The following is a 17,774-nucleotide window of genomic DNA, read 5'->3' as shown; positions in this document are numbered from 1 at the left end:
GGCGGCCCCGCGGGACTGCCGCGCCTTGATTCCCTTAGAACTTGGCCTGACCTGACTTTCCGGCGGCGTTCTTTAGCACTAGGGTTACCTGTGCGCCGGACGGAATGGTCGCCTTCGCTTCGCCCTTCAGCGAGCTATCGCCGGAGACGGCGAGTTGCACGGTTTCGCGAGAGGATCCGGCAACGATCAGCACAGAGCCGCTAAAGCCTTTAGCGGACGTCGGCTTGTTGCTTTCGTCGAGCAGGTTGATGGACACGGCGTTGCCGACCATCACAAGCTCGGCATGCACCCCGGCCACATCGTGGACGGGCCCGCCGTTCGGTCCCTTGGTAGCGGCGTGGTTATGCTGCGCCACCGCCATGCCAGCCCACAGCATCAGCATCGCTGCGATCATGATCTTCTTCATGCCATCTCCTCTTTTTGAACAGGTTTGTCTCGATGAAACAGGGCGTACAGAGCCGGTAGAACGACCAGCGTCAGGATCGTCGACGAGATGATCCCGCCAATGACGACGGTGGCCAGTGGCCGCTGCACTTCGGCGCCTGCGCCTGTTGCGATCGCCATGGGCACGAAGCCCAGCGACGCGACTAGCGCGGTCATGAGTACAGGACGGAGCCTCTTCATGGCCCCCTCGCGCACGGCGTCCGCGACCGTGCGCCCCTGGTTTCTCAGTCCCTGGATAAAGGTGATGATGACCAGGCCATTCAACACGGCAACGCCAGACAAGGCGATGAAGCCGATGCCTGCACTGATCGAGAGCGGAATGTCCCTGAGCACGAGAGCAGCCACACCGCCGGTCAGAGCCAATGGCACACCGCTGAAGACCAGGAGTGCATCGCGAACCGCTCCCAAACTCATGCACAGGAGGACGAAGATCAACATCAACGCGACCGGCACGACGATAGCAAGGCGCTTTGTAGCGCCGACAAGCTGCTCGAACTGGCCGCCCCAACCGATCCAGTAGCCCGCCGGCAGCTTGACTTGTTCAGCGACGCGACTCTGCACTTCGCTTACGAAGGAACCGAGATCGCGGTCGCGCACATTCGCTGAAACGACGATGCGCCGCTTACCGTTCTCGCGGCTGATCTGATTGGGACCTGGTGCGATTTCGATCGAGGCCACGGCGGAGAGCGGCACATACGGGGCCGCCATGCCAAGGCCAGTCTGCACAATCGCGCGACCATCCTTGGCTCCGTTCTCCTTTCCCGCCACTTGCGCAGGAATGGGAATCGGAAGCAACGACAGGGCATCGACATCAACGCGCATGCGCTCTGGTAGCCGGATCACGATATCGAAACGGCGGTCGCCCTCGAAGATCAACCCCGCCTCTCGGCCTCCGACGGCGATCTCCACCACCTCCTGGAGTTCCGCCAGCGTAATGCCATAACGCGCGAGAGCCGCACGGTTGGGTTTCACAGTGAGCATCGGCAAGCCGCTCACCTGTTCGGTCTTCGCGTCGGCAGCGCCGGGTACGGCCTGCACGACGGACTGGACCTTGGTGGCAATTGACAGAAGCGTATCGAGGTCGTCGCCGAAGATCTTGATGCCGAGATCGCTGCGAACACCGGAGATCAGCTCATTGAAGCGCATCTGGATGGGTTGCGTGAACTCGTAATTATTGCCGGGGATCTGCTCGACACGCTTTTCGATGGCCGCCACCAGGTCGGCCTTGGAGCGGTTGGGATCTGGCCATTCGGATCGCGGCTTTAGGAAGATGAAGTTGTCGGCGACATTCGGCGGCATCGGGTCGGTTGCGACCTCGGCCGTGCCGATCTTGGCCGCGACCTCCTTGACTTCCGGAAATTCCAGTATCGCCTTCTCAAGCGCTTCTTGCATCTGTACTGACTGGGTCAGGCTGGTGCCGGGTATGCGCATCGCATGCATGGCGATGTCGCCCTCGTCGAGTGAGGGAATGAACTCCCCGCCCATGCGCGAGGCCGCGACGCCCGCCACGCCTACCAGCACCAAGGCCATCGCAACGACGACGTAGCGCAACCGGATGGCGCCTTCGAGCGCCGGTGCGTAAAGGCGCAGGGCGCCGCGCATGAAGAAGTTCTCCTTCTCGGAGACCTTCCCGGTGACCAGAAGCGCCACTGCTGCAGGCACCAGTGTCATCGAGGCAATGGCGGCTCCCAAAAGAGCCATGAGTACTGTGAGGGCCATGGGCGTGAACATTTTCCCTTCCACGCCGGTCAGCGTAAGGATGGGCAGATAGACGACGCCGATAATCACAGTGCCAAACAGGCTCGGTTTGATGACCTCGCTGGCACCCGCAAGAATCGTCTCGAAGCGCTCATTCCGCGTAAGCAGCCGACCGCGCTTGTGCTGCTCCTCGGCCAGCAGGCGCAGGCAGTTCTCGACCACGATCACCGCACCGTCGACGATAATGCCGAAGTCGATGGCGCCAAGGCTCATCAGATTGGCGCTGATATGGTTCTCCACCATGCCGGTGATGGTGAAGAGCATCGACAGCGGAATGACGCAGGCCGTGACGAAGGCTGCGCGGAAGTTGCCGAGAATCAGGAACAGCACGACCACGACCAACAGAGCGCCTTCGAGCAAATTCTTCTCGACTGTCCAGACTGTTGCCTCGACAAGCTTGGTCCGGTCGTAGATCACCTTCGCCACAACTCCGTCAGGCAACGAGCGAGCAATCTCGTCCAGCTTGGCGCCAACGCGCTGAGCGGCCGTCCGGCTATTCTCGCCGATCAGCAGCATCGTCGTGCCGATGACGGTTTCCTTGCCGTCGAGCGTCGCGGCGCCCGTCCGCAGGTCGGTTCCTTCCTTGACCTCCGCCACGTCAGAAATGCGGATGGGTACTCCGCCGCGTGTGCCGATGACTATGTCGCGGATCTCCGGCAGAGTATTCACTTGGCCGGGCGTGCGGACAAGGTATTGCTCGCCGTTGCGTTCAATGTAGCCTGCGCCGACATTCGCATTGTGTGTCGCCAGCGCCTGCATCACATCGCGGAAAGTGAGGCGATAGGACATCAGCTTCGTGGGATCGGGCAGCACGTGGAACTGCTTCTCGTAACCGCCGATCGTGTTGACCTCGACAATGCCTGGCACCGTGCGGAGCTGCGGCTTGATGATCCAATCCTGGATCGTCCGCAGGTCCGTGGCCGAATAGGGTTCGCCGTCCGGCCGCTTCGCCCCAGGCTTGGCTTCGACCGCATACATGTAGATCTCGCCGAGACCAGTTGAGACCGGCCCCATCGCGGTTTCTGTGCCGGGGGGAAGCTGCTCCTTGGCCTGCTGGATGCGCTCGTTCACGAGCTGGCGGGCGAAGTAGATGTCAGTACCGTCTTTGAAAACGACGGTGACCTGACTGAGGCCATAACGCGACAGAGAGCGCGTGTATTCGAGCTTCGGCAGGCCGCCCATCGCGGTTTCCAGTGGGAAGGTGATGCGCTGCTCGACCTCCAGGGGCGAGTAGCCCGGCGCAACAGTGTTGACCTGCACCTGCACGTTGGTGATGTCGGGCACCGCATCGATCGGTAGGCGCGTGAAGTTCCACGCACCTAGCGCACCGACCGCGATGCTCATCACGATGACGAACCAACGGTTCTGGATGGAGAACGCCAGGATTTTATTGATCATGTTCGGCCTCTCGCCTCAGTGTTCGTGAGCGGCGCCGGCCTTGCCGATCTCCGCCTTGATCACGAAGCTGTTCTTGGCTGCATAAACGTCACCGGCGACGAGACCGAATATTACTTCTGCCCAATCGGCATCCCGATTACCCAGCTCGACCTCTCTCGCCTCGAACGTTTCGCCGTTGCGAACGAAGACGACGTTTTTGCCTTCGAGCGTTTGAAGAGCGTTTGTACTGACGGCGACATCGACTGGCCGCGCCGACAGGACGACCTTCCCGTCGACGAACAAGCCCGGACGCAGGCGTCCACTGTTGGGAACGATTGCCCGCGCTATGGCCGATTGCGTATCGCTAGCGCCGATTGGCGAAAGGTAGTCGATCTTGGCTTCGATAGGCGCACCGCCGTCGCCAACGTCGATGGAAACAGCGTCCCCGATCCGGACTTTCGAGAAATCCTTCCGGAACACCGCGAAATCGACCCACATGGTGGAGAGGTCGGCGATTGTAAAAATCGGCCGCGCTTCCGATGCGAACTCACCCAGCGTGCCGTCGCGGTCGATCACGGTGCCGTCGATCGGTGCTTTGAGTTCATAAACGGTCAGGCTCTGGTTGCTCTCGACGCTCGCGAGCACATCGTCTTTCTTAGCCTTGTCGCCCAGCCGCTTGCGCATACTGCGGATGACGCCGGGGAAGCGTGGGGTCACCTTGACCAGGGTCTCTTGGTTGGGCTGCACCGTGCCATTCAGCTGCAGAATATCGCGCAGTTCCCGGGGACTTGCTGTCAGCAGCTCGATACCTGCGGCCGTCACCTGCGCATCGGTGAGCTTTACACCCTCATCGTGGCTGTCCCCTTCCTTCTCGCCGTGTCCGCCTTTGGCGCCGGCGGCGGCTTTGGACTGGTTGGCAAATCGCGTATCGAAGACGTAGTAGCCGGCGGCGGCCAAAATGCCGGCGCATATGACTGCCACCGTCAAATAGCCTAGCGCCTTCTTTGCAAAATTCATCATCGTGCCCTCGTAACGTTCACGGGGCTCGCGGTGAGTCCCTCAATTGTGGCAACGGCCGAATGGAAGCTCGTCAGCGCCTCGTGCTCCTTCAGCTCCGCGTCGGCGACAGTCTGATAAGCGTCCAGGATTTCCAGCACGGTGAAGCGTCCCTGGCCGTACCCCGTTTCGATGGTCGCGTAAGTCTGGCGTGCCGCGGGCAAGATCGTCTTGCGAATGAGATCAAGCTGGATGAGCTGGTTATTTGCGGTGTCGTGTGCTTTCGCCACGACTGCAATCAGGGCAAGCCGGTTAGAGGCTCGCTCCGCATGAGATTTACGGGAGTTTTCTTGCGCTTCTTGGATTCCGCCCCGGTTTCTATCCAACACCGGAAACGGCATTGAAACACCTAGTCGGACAGCACTCTGCTGGGTGTCGGAGTAGTAGCGCCAGCCTACGCTGGCCGTGACGTCGGGAATGGGCTTCAGGCGTGCGACCAGCAGTTCGCCGTCACGTTGGGCCCGTATGGCCGTCCAGCGCATGAGCTGCGGATTGTCGTCGATCGCCTTGATCAAGACTTCGAGCGGTGCAGGACGGACAAGACGATTAAAGTCGCCGGAAACAGACGTAAAGGCTGGGAGATCACGCCCCATTAATCCGGTGAGCTCCCTCCGAGCTACCGCAAAAGCCAGGCGCGCGCGTTCGCGTTCCAGCCTCGTCACGCCGACCGCGGTCTGGGTTCGCGTGACTTCGGACGGCGACGAAGCACCCGCATCGACCCGGCGCTGCATCAGCGGCACAAGCCGCTCAAGGGTGGCCGCCTGACGCTCCAGAATCTGGATACGCCTCTGCACCGAAAGCGCCTCGACGAAGGCGAGCGTCGTTTCCGAAAGGAGTTCCAGCCGGGTCGCGTCCTTCTCCCACTTCATCGCATCTGCATCGCCGAGTGCTGCGGACACACGCGCGTCGCGCTTCCCGCCCAGCTCGATGAGCTGGCTCAGCATCAGCGTCGTCTCGGCACCGCCGACATTCTCGGAATTGCCCGGCGCGAAATTGTCGATTTCGAAGCCTATCGTCGGATTGGGCATTGCGCCCGCCTGACGGCGTCGGCCATCGGCCATACCGATGTTGCGGTCAGCGATATCGATGCGCGGGCTGGCATTTACAGCCTGCTGTAGAGCCTGACGAAGGGTCAGCACGCCGTTCGGCGCGGGCTGCTGACCGCTTGTCGTCGTGCGATGCGCAGCCAGAGGCGGAGTCTGCGACGAGGCACCGCTTGTATGCGTGACGACGAGCAGCGCTGCGCACAACGCTCCCACTACGCGGATTGACATGATTTGATCCCAGAAAAGCGTTCATCAGCACGCCGCACCGGAAACTTCGGCACGACGATCGAAAACAAGGCGGGATCAGTTCTTGGGGGGGCGCCCTGTTATGCGCGAAAAGGCAACGGACACCTGCACAAGGCGTCCCTCAGGCACTTCGGAAGAAGCGTCGGCAGCGAAGAGAACGGATGCTGCGGTGAAATAAGGCGACACCGAGCAGCTATGACAGGCTTCCGCGCCCTGGCCGCCCTCGTCCTCGAGATCGTTTGGCGCGCTGGAAACCACGGTCTGCCCTGCGCTCATCCCGGCGCTACTCGCGCTAAAATCGCTAATAACATGTACGATACTAGCGAGTGCTAAGAACAGCACGCAGAACATCCGGACGAAGCGTACACTCCGTCGAAATGCCGATGCCAGCTGATGTCCGATAGTATTCACCAAAATCTCTTATCTACGAGCGCGAAGGGGTTATACAATCACGTCAGTGGTGATGCTGCGTTGCGCCCCAGAGAGCTTCACAACAGTGCCTTCGCCAGGTTTCAGGCCGACTTCGGACGGATCGGTCACCTTTGCACTTGAACCTCTAGTCGTTGGAGGGTGCAAGCTGGGGTTGGTTGTCGTGACGCCGGACGATCGAAAGCAACGTGCCGTTAGCAGCGAACAGTGCCAGCAAGTTTTGTGATTCTGTGCGCTGGCGATGATCTTTCAGGTACCACCATTCAGCCCAAGTGATGCCGCGCAAGGTGCCCTTCGTCTTGAAGGGTTTGCCCAATAGTCGAACCGCATTCGCAAACGTCGATGAGCCAGGCATTAGTCGGTCCGCTAGCGGCGGCTCGTATTTCGTTCCGATCTCCCGCGAACAACCGCCTACGATTAGAAGAAGAACGGTCAAACCAAGCGCAATGGAGGTCTTGACGAGCATTCCCGTCTGAAGGGCGCCGCGCCAGCTGGTGGCCAAGCGCTTACCATAAGCAAGCTCCTGAGACATATTAAAGCCTTCGCTGCCCTTCTGCTTCGCGAAGGAGCTGGTCTTCTATCTGAAATGTGGTGTGCCGTATGTTGAAGGTCGTTTTCATGCCTTCGTTCGCAGCGACCAGGATCGCCCTCGCTTGGGTAATGTCAGACACGACTAAATGACTGCTAATTGCGTCGATACCGGATGTGATCGTCCAGATGTGCAAGTCATGCACAGCTATCACGCTAGGAATCTCCTTCAATTTGCGCTCGAGTAGCAGCATGTCGACTTCGGGAGGCGTGCCCTCCATAAGGATGTGGATCGCCTGCTTCAGCAGCATCCAGGTGCGCGGAACAATGAACAGACCAATGCCGGCGCTGATGATGGGGTCGGCCAGCCTCCAGCCTGTCAGCATGACGACAATTGCGGCGATTATGACCCCGAGCGAGCCGAGCTGGCGCTCAACACCTCGAAGTACGCCCCTTTTACATTGAGGCTTGTCGACGATCCTGCCGACAGCAACTTCATGCTGACTAAATTGACGACAAATCCTGCTGCGACAACCGCTAGCATGGGCCCACCCAGAATATCCGGCGGGTTCAAGAAGCGATGATAGGCTTCGTAGCAAATGTAATGACGGCCATCAGAATCGTGGAGCGTCCAATCGGCCAATGAATAACTGTTCGCCGCCACAAACACGGCTAAGTTCGGCTTGCCGGCGGATGCATATCGCCATGAGGACCAATCCTGCACTTTGACCCGGTCGTCGTCGCGTCGTCGATAATTCCGTTGCGATCCACCGTAAAGTTGATCATGCAATTCGTGGCCTTAAAGATAACCTGTGACTTCGGTCCTGTTACCGCTTGATTGGCGAACATGTACCCAATCGCCTGGCCACCGTCCGCCGTCGGGTAGTCGTGATGCGGCTTTCCCCAAGACTGAATGAGGTGAGCGGCACTGTGACCAACCCAGTCGCGGATGCTCAGATCTTTCACCGTTCCCGATGACATTGGTCCGCATGCCACCAGGGCGGTGGCGGCTAATGAAAGCGCCAAGTACGTACGAATACCCATTACCGAGTTCTCCTCTTTCTATTCATCAAGTGCGCTATCTAGCTCTCATCGAATCTCGCGAAACTCTTTACCCGCGTGCTCTCTAGGGAATCGGAGGTTGCTCTGGGCTGATGATCTTTTCAGTGGGGCCGCCAGACTCAGTAGACCCAGGGTAGGCCCTTGCAGTTGATCGAGCGAGAGTCGGAAACTACTCAGCACTGCTTCGAAGCTTACCAACAACAGTTAGGCCTCGCGAACATCGCAGGCACCGTACCTCTCTTGCTCATCCAGCCGTCTCTTCGCCAAACAGAAACCGTCGAATTTGGTCTAGGCCGCCTACAGGCAGGCCTTCCGGCCACGTGGCCCCTGGCCCGAACGGTCGGATAACGATTTCCGCCAATCAAGGAGATGCCGGCCGTCGTCAGATCGGAGGGCTCGGAGGGCTACTTTTTCATCCCGTCCATCATGCCTTTGCCCTTCCCGTCCATCATGCCCTTGCCCATGCCGTCCATCGGCTTTCCATCCTGCATCATCGTGCCATCCATCGTCATCGACTGGCCTTCCTTCATGTGCCCGTCCTTCATTTTCATCGTGCCGTCCGGCATGATCGTGCAGCAGCCAGCCATGGTCATTTCTTTGTCCATCGGACCCACCGCCTTGCCGTCCTTCATCATCATCATCTTGCCATCCTTCATCATGACGCCATCCATGTCGGCGGCGACAACGCTGGAAGCAAGGAAGGACACAGACAAGAGCGCAACAGATGCGGCTGTAAAGGTATTGAACTTGGTCACAGTACACTCCTTCGCTTTTCTTTATCGAGGGTCGAATCCTCGGCTTCTCATTTAGTGCCGTGGCGCCAGCGCGAGCGGTAGCCTCGGAAACTACTCAGATCGGCGCGAGAGAATTGGTTACGACAAGGGAACAAACGCGGATGGTCCGAATAACGTCATCCGCCGGCTGCCTGCGCGGCTTGATCTAAATCAAGAAGTGCGGGAGCGGTACGTGCGAATCTGAGTAGTTTCCGAGGCTACCGCTCCCGCATGCTCGACGGTCATGATGTTCGCTAATCACCCGGGTTTGCGGTTCGGCATCAGAAAATCGAGGATTCATCACAATGAGAACTCATTATCTTTGCTGGTTGCGCGTGTTCCTGATCGCTGTCACGACGGGAAGCTGTTTCATATTCGTCAGCGCCGACAAATCGCATTCGCAAACTCCGAATTCCGCCGCGCCCGCAGTAACACACGTTGATCCTGCGCTTGCGCAGCAGCTTTCGCAGTTGCAGGCAAGAGTTGCACAACTCGAAGCCGCGCTCGCGAAGAGCATGCCTGCGATGGCGGCCCCTCCAGCGGGCTCAATACCCGCTCCCGCGATGGCGGGAATGAGCGCCGGAGCCGCGCCCCCAGGTGGGGCGAATAACATGATGGGCATGATGAACAAGATGATGGGGATGATGGACAAAATGATGCCCCCGAGTGGCGGCGCACCGATGCCCAGCGGAGGCTCGATGCCCGCCCCCGCGGCCAGCATGAACAGCATGAGCGGTAGCGCCAGCTCTCTGACGCAGTCCGCCGTACCCGGCGTCCCTGGTGCTTCGCACCTTTACCATATTGGCGTGACCGGCTTTTTCCTTGATCATCCGCAACACATCACCCTCACGATGGACCAGCAAGCCGGGTTGAACAAAGCCAAGGAACGTGCGCTGCTCGCGAAGAGCGCCGCGGATCGCGCGGTAGAGCAGGCCGAGCAGGCGCTCTGGTTGCTTACCGCCGCGGATCAGCCGGACGCCACCCAGATAGAGGCGAAGATCCGCGAGATCGAGAAGCTGCGCGGCGATGGACGCCTCGTCTTCGTTCGCGCCGTCGGCGACGCGAGCAAACTTCTCACTGAAGAGCAGCGCAAGATTCTCACCGGGTTTGCGCCGGCCGCGCCCGCGCCCACGAATTCTATGACAGCTCCTGCTGCCGGTATGCCTGGGATGAAAAAGGACATGTGAGCGAGAAGTCGCCCAAGCCGTTCTCGAAGTTGGAGACGACGAAGGTTAATCCACCACCGTTATCCATGACACTAGGCCTTGTTCTCGTGACACTCTCCTCGATGCGCCCACGCGATACGCTTCTCGCCGCGCTGATCGCGGGGCTGTTCGGCGTTTCTTTGACCGCTGCTGCCCAGACCGATCCGGTAGATCACGGGGCTCATCACCCCGGAGGCGGCGCTCCGACCGCTTCTTCTCCAGCACCGGCTCCCGCTCCGACCGATCCGCGCGGCGGCATAGGAATGAGCGGCATCATGGGCGCGCCTCCGCCACCAATGCTGCCTCCAACTGCGAGCGCCCAGTCTGGCGGCGGCTGCGGCGCAATGGGCTGCATGGGGGGTAGCGGGACAAAGCCATTCTACGCGACCTTGATGGACATGCCATCGCTCACGCCGGAGGCGCGCCGAATTATCGAGGCCGAAGCGGGCAAGCGTCTCGGGTCTGGGTCGGAAGCGATCACCACTGGCCAGACGCAGCTGCATCATGCGCTGTCGGCCAACGACCCAACCGCCATGCAGCGAGCCATATCAGGCGTGCGGCTGGGAGTCCTTCAAGCTGAAAGCGGCGCCGCCGCACTACTGGCCATCAACGAGGGTCAAACGCCGCGTCAGATCGCGCTCACTTGGTTCAAGGGGCAGATGAGCGTGCCGGCCACAGTCGGGATGTCGATGAACGAAGGCCCCTGGGGCCTGTCCTGGTATCACCTGACGACAATGGTATTCCTGGTGGCGTTCATGCTCGGGGCACTCCTGATCCACTACGCACGATTGCGCAGGATCGACGGTCTCGTTCAGCGGCTCACGCCCGGCGCGACGCCCGCACCTGCGCCTGCGGGTAACCCAGCTCCGGCTGGTGCGACGGCTCCTGGCGCGGCACCGGCTCCCACGCCTGCAGGCGTGCCAAAACCCGCACCCGCTCCGCCGGCCGCTGCGGCTGCGAGTAGTCCCAAACCCGTAACCGCTCCGCCGGCTGCCGCGGCTTCTGGCGCGGCACCCCAGCCGGTCCCTCCTTCAGCTCCTGCGGTCCCAGTTGAATCCGCTCAGAAACCCGGGGCGGCCGACACCACTCCTCCCGCTAAGTTGTCAAAGCCCTGGTCGGGTGCACTGCGCGTCGCCGACACCTTCTACGAAACTCCGAACGTCAAGACGTTCCGGCTCAGAGAACTGGGGGGCGGACCCATCCCCTTCACCTTCGTGCCCGGCCAGTTCCTGACTTTCTCCGCAGAGGTCGATGGCAAGCGCATCCGGCGTTCCTATACGATCGCCTCTTCGCCAACACAGCGCGACTACGTCGAACTCACCGTAAAACGGGAAGATCAGGGAGCGGAATCCCGCTATCTGCATGACAACGTGGCGATCGGAGATCACCTGGAGGTGTCTGGCCCCGCCGGCGTGTTTACCTTCACCGGCACGGAAGCCGACAGTATCGTCCTGATCAGCGGTGGCGTGGGGATCACTCCCATGATGGGCATCACACGCTATCTCACCGACCGCGCCTTTCCCGGGGATATCTTCTTCCTTTACGGGGCAAGTACTCCGCAGAACGTCATCTTCCGCGAGGAGCTCGAGTACCTGCGGAAGCGGCATGCAAACCTGCATGTCGCCATAACTGTGGATCGTGCCGACGAAACCCCTTGGACAGGAGCGGTGGGGCGCATTTCTAAGGAGTTCATCGCACACACCGTGCCTGAGATCGCCCGCAGGCGGGTCCATGTCTGCGGACCTCCGGCAATGATGGAGGCCGTCAAGTCGGCGCTCGCCGATCTCGGAGTACCGAAGGCCAAGACCAAGACAGAGTCGTTCGGCGCGGCCATAGGCGCCGTGCCTGCAGCACACGCCGCAGCGGCGCCGGCACCCGCACCTTCAGCTCCGGCCGTCACGAGCGCTCCCTCCGACGCAACTCTGGCGCCTTCTCCGGATGTGGCAGCGGCGCCACCGTCAGCCCCGATAGCCCTTGCGGACGCCGCAACACCCGCCACTCCGCTTGCCGCCGCAGCCGCCGCTCCTTCTGCGCAAGCCGAGGTTCAATTCCGCAAGTCCAGCAAAACCGGGCCGCTCGCCCCGGATCAGCCCGTGCTTGAGGCCGCAGAAGCGATCGGTGTGGCAATCGACTTCTCCTGCCGGGTCGGTATCTGCGGGATTTGCGTCGTACCGTTGCTCAACGGCTCCGTGACGATGGAGGTGGAGGAAGGGCTTCGTCCCGAAGACAAGGCGCGCGGTATCATCCTGGCTTGCCAAGCGAAGTCCGCAGGCAACCTGGTCGTGGACGCCTGAGGTGAAGGAGACCGAGAAGCTCGCGGTTGGGGCACTCGTAAGCGCCCTCGTGCTCGCCGTCCCAGGATTCCTGTTCCACGTGGCGCCGCGCTTTCCCGGCAGCCTAGCCGGTAGCCTGATCGGCATCGCCGGGGCCGTGCTGCTGGTCCTTCTGCTGACCTACTCGGCGGTCAAGCGCAGCGCTTGGGTGAAGGCACGAGTGACGAAGTACGCTTCCCTGGGCGCCATCCTCTCGTTCCACGTCTATGCCGGCGTCATCGGCGCGCTGCTCGGACTCGTCCATAGCGGCCACAAATTCTACAGTCCTCTCGGGATCGGCCTCGTCTCGGCTATGCTGGTCGTAGTGTTCAGCGGCTTCGTCGGCCGCTACTACCTTGTGCAGGTAGGCACTGACCTCAGCGAGCAGCAGAGTATGCTGGCGGTGCTCCGGACACGTTATGATGCAGTCGCAGGGGCGCTCGCCGGCGCCCCTGCCCCAACCGTTTTGACGGACGCACCGCTGCCCAGCCTGCTGGACGCCATCGCGGACTTGGAATACGCGATCGGTGCGCGAAAGGTGTTGAAGCGTACCTTGTCGCGTTGGACGGTGCTGCACGTCGGCGCGGCAATCGTGATGTATACACTCCTTGCGCTGCACATCTGGAACGGCATCTACTACGGACTACGGTGGCTCGATTGAAGATCACCGCGGCAATCTACTTGACACTCGGCGTTCTCGGCCTCGCGGCCGCAGTGCTCGTGCCCGTTGTCATCTCGCGCTCCGGCACGTCAGTTCTCCCAATCTGGGTCAGCGCCACCAGTCCGGGCCCGCTGTCATCTGCGCACGCCTTCCTCGGAGTGCAATGTGAGAGCTGCCACACTCCAAACCGAGGGATCGAAGCGGGGTCCTGCATCACATGCCACGCAGCCGATGCACTCGTACTCGCCAAGCAGTCGACCGCGTTCCACGCAACGATCGGGGAATGTCAGGGTTGCCACGTCGAACACCAAGGAGCGGCGGTTAGGCCAGTCAAGATGGACCACGCGGTATTGATCGAAGCCAGCTTGACGGCGGTGCGGCCCCGCATCTCCCCCGGCTCACCAGCCGCCACCGGTATGGAAGCGCTTCGACGTTCTCTGGCAGCGGTCACCGGCCAGGGGCCGGCCAAGACAAGCGAGGTGCTCGAATGCGCGTCCTGTCACAGCTTCCGCGACAAGCACCTGACAATGTTCGGTCAGCAGTGCGCCGACTGCCACACGACCGAGACCTGGAAGATCGCGGGCTTCCTCCATCCTTCGCCAAAGTCACAGGACTGCAACCAGTGCCACCAGGCGCCGCCCAGCCACTTCATGATGCATTTTGCGATGATGGATCAAAAGATCACCGGGCAGAGCAGCGCCCGCGTCGAGCAATGCTATCTCTGTCACCAGACCGACTCCTTCAACGCCATCAAAGGAGTTGGTTGGTTCAAGATGCATTGAAAACGTCCTAGATGTTTCGTCTTGGCATGGCAGAGTGCTCGGGCTGAGACTCGACAAATAGATGATGCCTTTTTGTTGGAGGCGCAGCCATCAAGTCTTAGACTATTCTATCGTCATTAGTCCCGTTGTTTCCATGCCCTGTAGCAAAGAGAGCCATTCGCGTTAGCGATGGGAGAGACCTCGCTCCTGTTCTCTTCATGATCGAGGCGCGATGGTTTTCGACGGTTCTCTGGCTTATGCCGAGAGACGCTGCAATTCTCTTGCTGGGATGGCCGGCTACCACCATTCCCAAGATCTCGCGTTGCCTGGCAGTAAGTCCCGCAATTCGACTATCCGCTTCCAGCCGCTGAGCGACAGCCTCTCCCTTGCACGCCCTTCCCAGATGGCACGCACAAGTAAGAAGCTCGGTCTTCAAACCGTCGAAACTGACATTGCCTTCCGAGGAGCCTTTCGAAAGAGTTGACTTTATGCTGCTTGACTGACTGCCCTTACCTGAATGCTTACGCCCTGCTTCCCAAGAGCCGTTCCGACCAAAGCGAGTTGAGGACTTCATTGCGCACTCCATGGTGAAAGCATAGCGATTCCGGGAGCTCACACACAATCTGCTACAAACAAGCTCCCTTTAGCTCAGACGCGAGTTGAGGAAGGCCAAGACGGCCCTCGAGGTCTTGCTGGCATGTCGCGCAACATCAGGTGAGTTCTCGCCCCAGCGGCGTCCATACCTGTGTTGGCGGCCTCGATGAGCCATTCAGCCGACTCACAACACTTCGGGTACAAATAGTAAAACCCTGGTTGAAAATTGCGTGGGGAATTCGTGACGAAAGAATGCGCGGCGCTTTCGAGGTTTCGCGTGAGGCAAGCCACACTTATCCGTTGCATGCCAGAATGGCCTTGATGTGGATCAATTGTCGAAGCGCGTCTCCAACAAAATCTTCAAGAGCTGAGAACGCATATCGAGATACCAATCTACCGGCATTTAGCGACCGCGCGTTTTCTCGGTGCCTGTGTCCCAGCACACTTCGGCGACGAAGTCTCGGTTGCGAAACTTCGATTGGTCACCTCACAGCATTCTGACGGCTCTGTCGGTCCCTTATATCGGGCGGCCACTGGCTCTTGATGTACGCCAGGATGGCAGCGATTTCCCTGTCAGACAGAGTGGCTCCAAAGGCGGGCATATCCGTCCGATATCCCTCGGGGTAGGCGGAGGGACCGAGCTTGGTTATCCGCATCAAAAATGCATCCGAATGGTGCCACGTGTGCCCGGTTGCGTCGTGAGGTGGCGCCGGAAGCCGCCCATTCGGAAGGCGACGTTGCCAGTTCGGTTGCCCTTCCAGCGAGGGGCCATGACAGGTCGCGCATGCGGCAGCATACAGATGTCGCCCCTGCTCGACCTGCTTCGCGTTCGCTGGGTCGATGCGAGGCAGGCCGCTCGCGAGGAGATAGTACGCTGCACCGACAGCGATCAACACCAACCCGACAGTCAGCATGATGAGCGATGCTCGCTGTCGTCGCAGGGGTGCCGGCTTCACGCCAGCGATACGCCCACCCCCGGATTTGTTCCGGAATTTGCCGTGCTTGGACACGATCCTACCTATCGTCGTCCTGACGCAACCGTGGTTGCGTCTGACAGACGTTGCTCGAACACAACACGTCGATCTCTTTACGGCTCCCTTTGCAGGTCACCGTGTAGACCGTGATGGCGCCCGACACTTCAGTCACGACAATCTTTGCCGGAATGCAGTTGAGCTTGGCCAGCGTGGCCTGCAGTTCGGAATCGTCGGCGAGCGCCGACGATTCCACCCGCAAAAAGGCTGTCACTGCGAGGCACAAATAGAGCAGTACTCGCTTCATGACTTGTCCTCGTCGTCGCGTTAGTGTCCCTTGCCGATCTTGGTTACTGTGATCGCACCGTTGACGCGATCGGCCTCGAACTCGATCTTGTCACCGGCCTTCACCTTGTCGAGCATCGAGGGATCGGCGACGCGGAACACCATGGTCATGGAGTCCATGTCGAGATTCTTGATGGGACCATGCTTCAGAGTCATTTTCCCAGCCGGCTTGTCGACCTTAACGACTTCCGCCTTGACCATGTTGCCATCCGCCAGCGCGGCTATCGAAACCAGGCACAGGGCGAATGCCCCGAGAATAGCCTTCTTCAACATCGGATCCTCCTTTGGGTTGGACAAATCACTCGACGACGATGGTGCCGAACATGCCGGCTTGGCGGTGTCCGGGAATGAGGCAGGAGAAGTCGAACGTACCCGCCTTGGTGAACTGCCAGAGGATTTCGCCGGTTGCCTTCGGCTTCAGGCGCTTGGCATTGGGATCGTCGTGCTCCATGTCGGGGTTCTTCTCCATGTCCTTCATGTGCTTGAGGTTCTCCTCGACCGTGCCGACGACGAACTCGTGATCGATCGCCCCATTGTTGCGAAGCTGGAAGCGCACCTGCTCGCCCTTCTTGAACTTCAGCTTGTCCGGCAGGAACAGCATCTTCCCGTCGTCCTCGCGAAACACGATCTGGACGATGCGCGCAGGCTTCTTCGGATCGCCCGGCTTGCCGTAGTCGGTGTCGTCCGCGTGGCTGTGTCCTTCGCCGGGTTTGTGGCCCGGAGCCGCCAGTGCCGCGACAGAGATCAGGCTGGCTGCGATTGACACTGTAGTGATACGCCTGAGTTTCATCGATACCTCCTTCAATTGAGCCTACTTGTGAGAACCATGTGACGTCGGCTTGACGACCTGCAGAGTGGTGCCAGGCTTTGCAGCAGGAACAGGCTTCGCCGCACGCGTCGTGGCGGGTGCGGGCCCCTTCCATTCATACGCAACGGTCCCGGGGGGATTCTGGTACCAGCCGGGATCCTTGTAGTCCCCGGAGGCCAGCCCCTCGCGGACCTTGACGACCGATAACATGCCACCCATCTCGACGGCACCGAACTGCGCGAAACCGGTCATCATGGGCAGCGTGTTGTCCGGTAGCTGCATCTCCATCTCGCCCATGTCCGCCATGCCGGCACTGCCCATAGGCATGTAGTCCGGGACCAGCCGTTTCATCTGCCGGGCGAACTGCCTCTTATCGACGCCGATAAAGGTGCGAAGATCGTGACCCATGGCGTTCATGGTGTGATGCGATTTGTGGCAATGGATGGCCCAGTCGCCAGGGTAGATCGCGTCGAACTCGTAGGCCCGCATGGCGCCCACGGGAATGTCGATCGTGACCTCGGGCCAGCGTGCCTCCGGCCGCACCCAGCCGCCATCGGTACAGGTCACCTCGAAATCGTAACCGTGCATGTGGATTGGATGGTTGGTCATGGTGAGGTTGCCGACCCGCACCCGCACGCGGTCGCCCTTGGCGATCACCAGCGGATCGATGCCGGGGAAAACGCGGCTGTTCCACGACCACATGTTGAAGGCGGTCATCTCCGCGACCTTCGGCACGTAGTTGCCGGGGTCGATGTCGTAGGCATTCAGCAGGAACACGAAGTCGCGGTCGACCCGGTGCAGCTTGGGGTCGCGCGGATGGACGACGAAGAAGCCCATCATGCCCATCGCCATCTGCACCATTTCGTCGGCGTGCGGGTGATACATGAAGGTACCGCTCTTCATGAGTTGATACTCGTAGACGAAGGTCTGTCCGGGTTTGATGTGCGGCTGATTGAGACCGCCGACACCGTCCATGCCGCAGGGCAGGAGCTGACCATGCCAATGGATAGTCGTATGCTCGGGCAGCTTGTTGGTCACGAAGATGCGGACCTTGTCGCCTTCGACGGCCTCGATGGTCGGACCGGGGCTCTGGCCGTTATAGCCCCACAGACGGGCGATCATGCCCGGCGCCATTTCGCGCTCGACCGGTTCGGCGACGAGATGGAACTCCTTCCAGTCCCCGTTTTGCCGCCATGGCAGGGTCCAGCCATTCAGGGTAACGACAGGCTGGTAGTCGGGCCCGCTCGTGGGATGAAGGGGCGGCTGCATGGTGTTGGTTGTGGTCGTCGGCGCTTCCGGGATCGATTGCGCCTGGACGCGGCCGCTGACGGCGGCAGCGCCAATCAGGGCGAGGCCCGAGGCCCCGACGAGATCGCGTCTGGAGAGGCTCATGTCTTT

At 60.5% G+C, this 17,774-nt stretch carries 17 protein-coding genes and 1 pseudogene; 4 read left to right on the top strand and 14 right to left on the bottom strand.

Annotated elements, in window-relative coordinates; all coding sequences use genetic code 11:
• Positions 1 to 34: 34 nt before the first annotated feature.
• The 8 genes and pseudogenes from ACO07K_RS03190 to ACO07K_RS03155 form a co-directional block, all read right to left on the bottom strand.
• A complete protein-coding gene (locus tag ACO07K_RS03190) occupies positions 35 to 406 on the bottom strand; it encodes a hypothetical protein (RefSeq protein WP_422034457.1) in 372 nt (123 codons plus the stop codon).
• The gene (locus ACO07K_RS03185) at positions 403 to 3,600 is read right to left on the bottom strand and encodes an efflux RND transporter permease subunit (RefSeq protein WP_422034456.1); all 3,198 of its coding nucleotides are present in this window, start codon (positions 3,598 to 3,600) and stop codon (positions 403 to 405) included. Before ACO07K_RS03185 ends, ACO07K_RS03190 begins: the two co-directional genes overlap by 4 nt.
• A gap of 15 nt (positions 3,601 to 3,615) precedes the next feature.
• Positions 3,616 to 4,599: an efflux RND transporter periplasmic adaptor subunit gene (ihpB, locus tag ACO07K_RS03180; protein ID WP_422034455.1), complete on the bottom strand. Its 984-nt coding sequence runs from the start codon at positions 4,597 to 4,599 to the stop codon at positions 3,616 to 3,618.
• A complete protein-coding gene (locus ACO07K_RS03175; RefSeq protein WP_422034454.1) occupies positions 4,596 to 5,909 on the bottom strand; it encodes a TolC family protein in 1,314 nt (437 codons plus the stop codon). The genes ihpB and ACO07K_RS03175 overlap by 4 nt, the downstream gene beginning before the upstream one ends.
• Positions 5,910 to 6,483: 574 nt before the next feature.
• Complete coding sequence (locus ACO07K_RS03170; protein ID WP_422034453.1) at positions 6,484 to 6,822, bottom strand: hypothetical protein; 339 nt, start codon at positions 6,820 to 6,822, stop codon at positions 6,484 to 6,486.
• 67 nt (positions 6,823 to 6,889) lie between these two features.
• Positions 6,890 to 7,488 (bottom strand): annotated as a pseudogene (locus ACO07K_RS03165) (cation diffusion facilitator family transporter); the annotation flags it as partial.
• Positions 7,489 to 7,556: 68 nt separating this feature from the next.
• Positions 7,557 to 7,928 carry a hypothetical protein gene (locus ACO07K_RS03160; RefSeq protein ID WP_422034452.1) on the bottom strand — a complete coding sequence of 124 codons (372 nt, stop codon included), beginning with the start codon at positions 7,926 to 7,928 and terminating at the stop codon, positions 7,557 to 7,559.
• A 422-nt stretch (positions 7,929 to 8,350) separates the two neighbouring features.
• Positions 8,351 to 8,701, bottom strand: coding sequence for a DUF6799 domain-containing protein (locus tag ACO07K_RS03155; RefSeq protein WP_422034451.1), 351 nt, complete (start codon positions 8,699 to 8,701; stop codon positions 8,351 to 8,353).
• Positions 8,702 to 9,024: 323 nt separating this feature from the next.
• On the opposite strand from ACO07K_RS03155, the gene ACO07K_RS03150 reads away from it, so the two are divergent.
• From ACO07K_RS03150 to ACO07K_RS03135, 4 genes are all read left to right on the top strand, one after another.
• Positions 9,025 to 9,906, top strand: coding sequence for a hypothetical protein (locus tag ACO07K_RS03150; RefSeq protein WP_422034450.1), 882 nt, complete (start codon positions 9,025 to 9,027; stop codon positions 9,904 to 9,906).
• Positions 9,903 to 12,218 carry an FAD-binding oxidoreductase gene (locus ACO07K_RS03145; RefSeq protein WP_422034449.1) on the top strand — a complete coding sequence of 772 codons (2,316 nt, stop codon included), beginning with the start codon at positions 9,903 to 9,905 and terminating at the stop codon, positions 12,216 to 12,218. Before ACO07K_RS03150 ends, ACO07K_RS03145 begins: the two co-directional genes overlap by 4 nt.
• A 1-nt stretch (position 12,219) precedes the next feature.
• Positions 12,220 to 12,897, top strand: coding sequence for an iron reductase (locus tag ACO07K_RS03140; protein WP_422034448.1), 678 nt, complete (start codon positions 12,220 to 12,222; stop codon positions 12,895 to 12,897).
• A 335-nt stretch (positions 12,898 to 13,232) separates the two neighbouring features.
• Positions 13,233 to 13,679: a hypothetical protein gene (locus tag ACO07K_RS03135; protein ID WP_422034447.1), complete on the top strand. Its 447-nt coding sequence runs from the start codon at positions 13,233 to 13,235 to the stop codon at positions 13,677 to 13,679.
• A 97-nt stretch (positions 13,680 to 13,776) separates the two neighbouring features.
• Here ACO07K_RS03135 and ACO07K_RS03130 read toward each other — a convergent pair whose 3' ends face one another.
• The 6 genes from ACO07K_RS03130 to ACO07K_RS03105 form a co-directional block, all read right to left on the bottom strand.
• On the bottom strand, positions 13,777 to 14,232 hold the full coding sequence (locus tag ACO07K_RS03130) for a response regulator transcription factor (RefSeq protein WP_422034446.1): 456 nt from the start codon (positions 14,230 to 14,232) through the stop codon (positions 13,777 to 13,779).
• A 502-nt stretch (positions 14,233 to 14,734) separates the two neighbouring features.
• The gene (locus ACO07K_RS03125; protein ID WP_422036624.1) at positions 14,735 to 15,166 is read right to left on the bottom strand and encodes a c-type cytochrome; all 432 of its coding nucleotides are present in this window, start codon (positions 15,164 to 15,166) and stop codon (positions 14,735 to 14,737) included.
• Between the two features lie 100 nt (positions 15,167 to 15,266).
• A complete protein-coding gene (locus ACO07K_RS03120; RefSeq protein ID WP_422034445.1) occupies positions 15,267 to 15,530 on the bottom strand; it encodes a hypothetical protein in 264 nt (87 codons plus the stop codon).
• Positions 15,531 to 15,550: 20 nt separating this feature from the next.
• On the bottom strand, positions 15,551 to 15,841 hold the full coding sequence (locus ACO07K_RS03115) for a copper-binding protein (protein WP_422034444.1): 291 nt from the start codon (positions 15,839 to 15,841) through the stop codon (positions 15,551 to 15,553).
• A gap of 25 nt (positions 15,842 to 15,866) precedes the next feature.
• Complete coding sequence (locus tag ACO07K_RS03110) at positions 15,867 to 16,358, bottom strand: cupredoxin domain-containing protein (protein WP_422034442.1); 492 nt, start codon at positions 16,356 to 16,358, stop codon at positions 15,867 to 15,869.
• A 21-nt stretch (positions 16,359 to 16,379) separates the two neighbouring features.
• The gene (locus ACO07K_RS03105) at positions 16,380 to 17,768 is read right to left on the bottom strand and encodes a multicopper oxidase family protein (RefSeq protein WP_422034441.1); all 1,389 of its coding nucleotides are present in this window, start codon (positions 17,766 to 17,768) and stop codon (positions 16,380 to 16,382) included.
• Positions 17,769 to 17,774 lie beyond the last annotated feature (6 nt).

The organism is Reyranella sp. (assembly GCF_965228225.1).
In the GTDB taxonomy this organism is placed as follows: domain Bacteria; phylum Pseudomonadota; class Alphaproteobacteria; order Reyranellales; family Reyranellaceae; genus Reyranella.
Note: the sequence above shows the minus strand (reverse complement) of the source record. Positions and strands in the feature narration are given on the sequence as shown.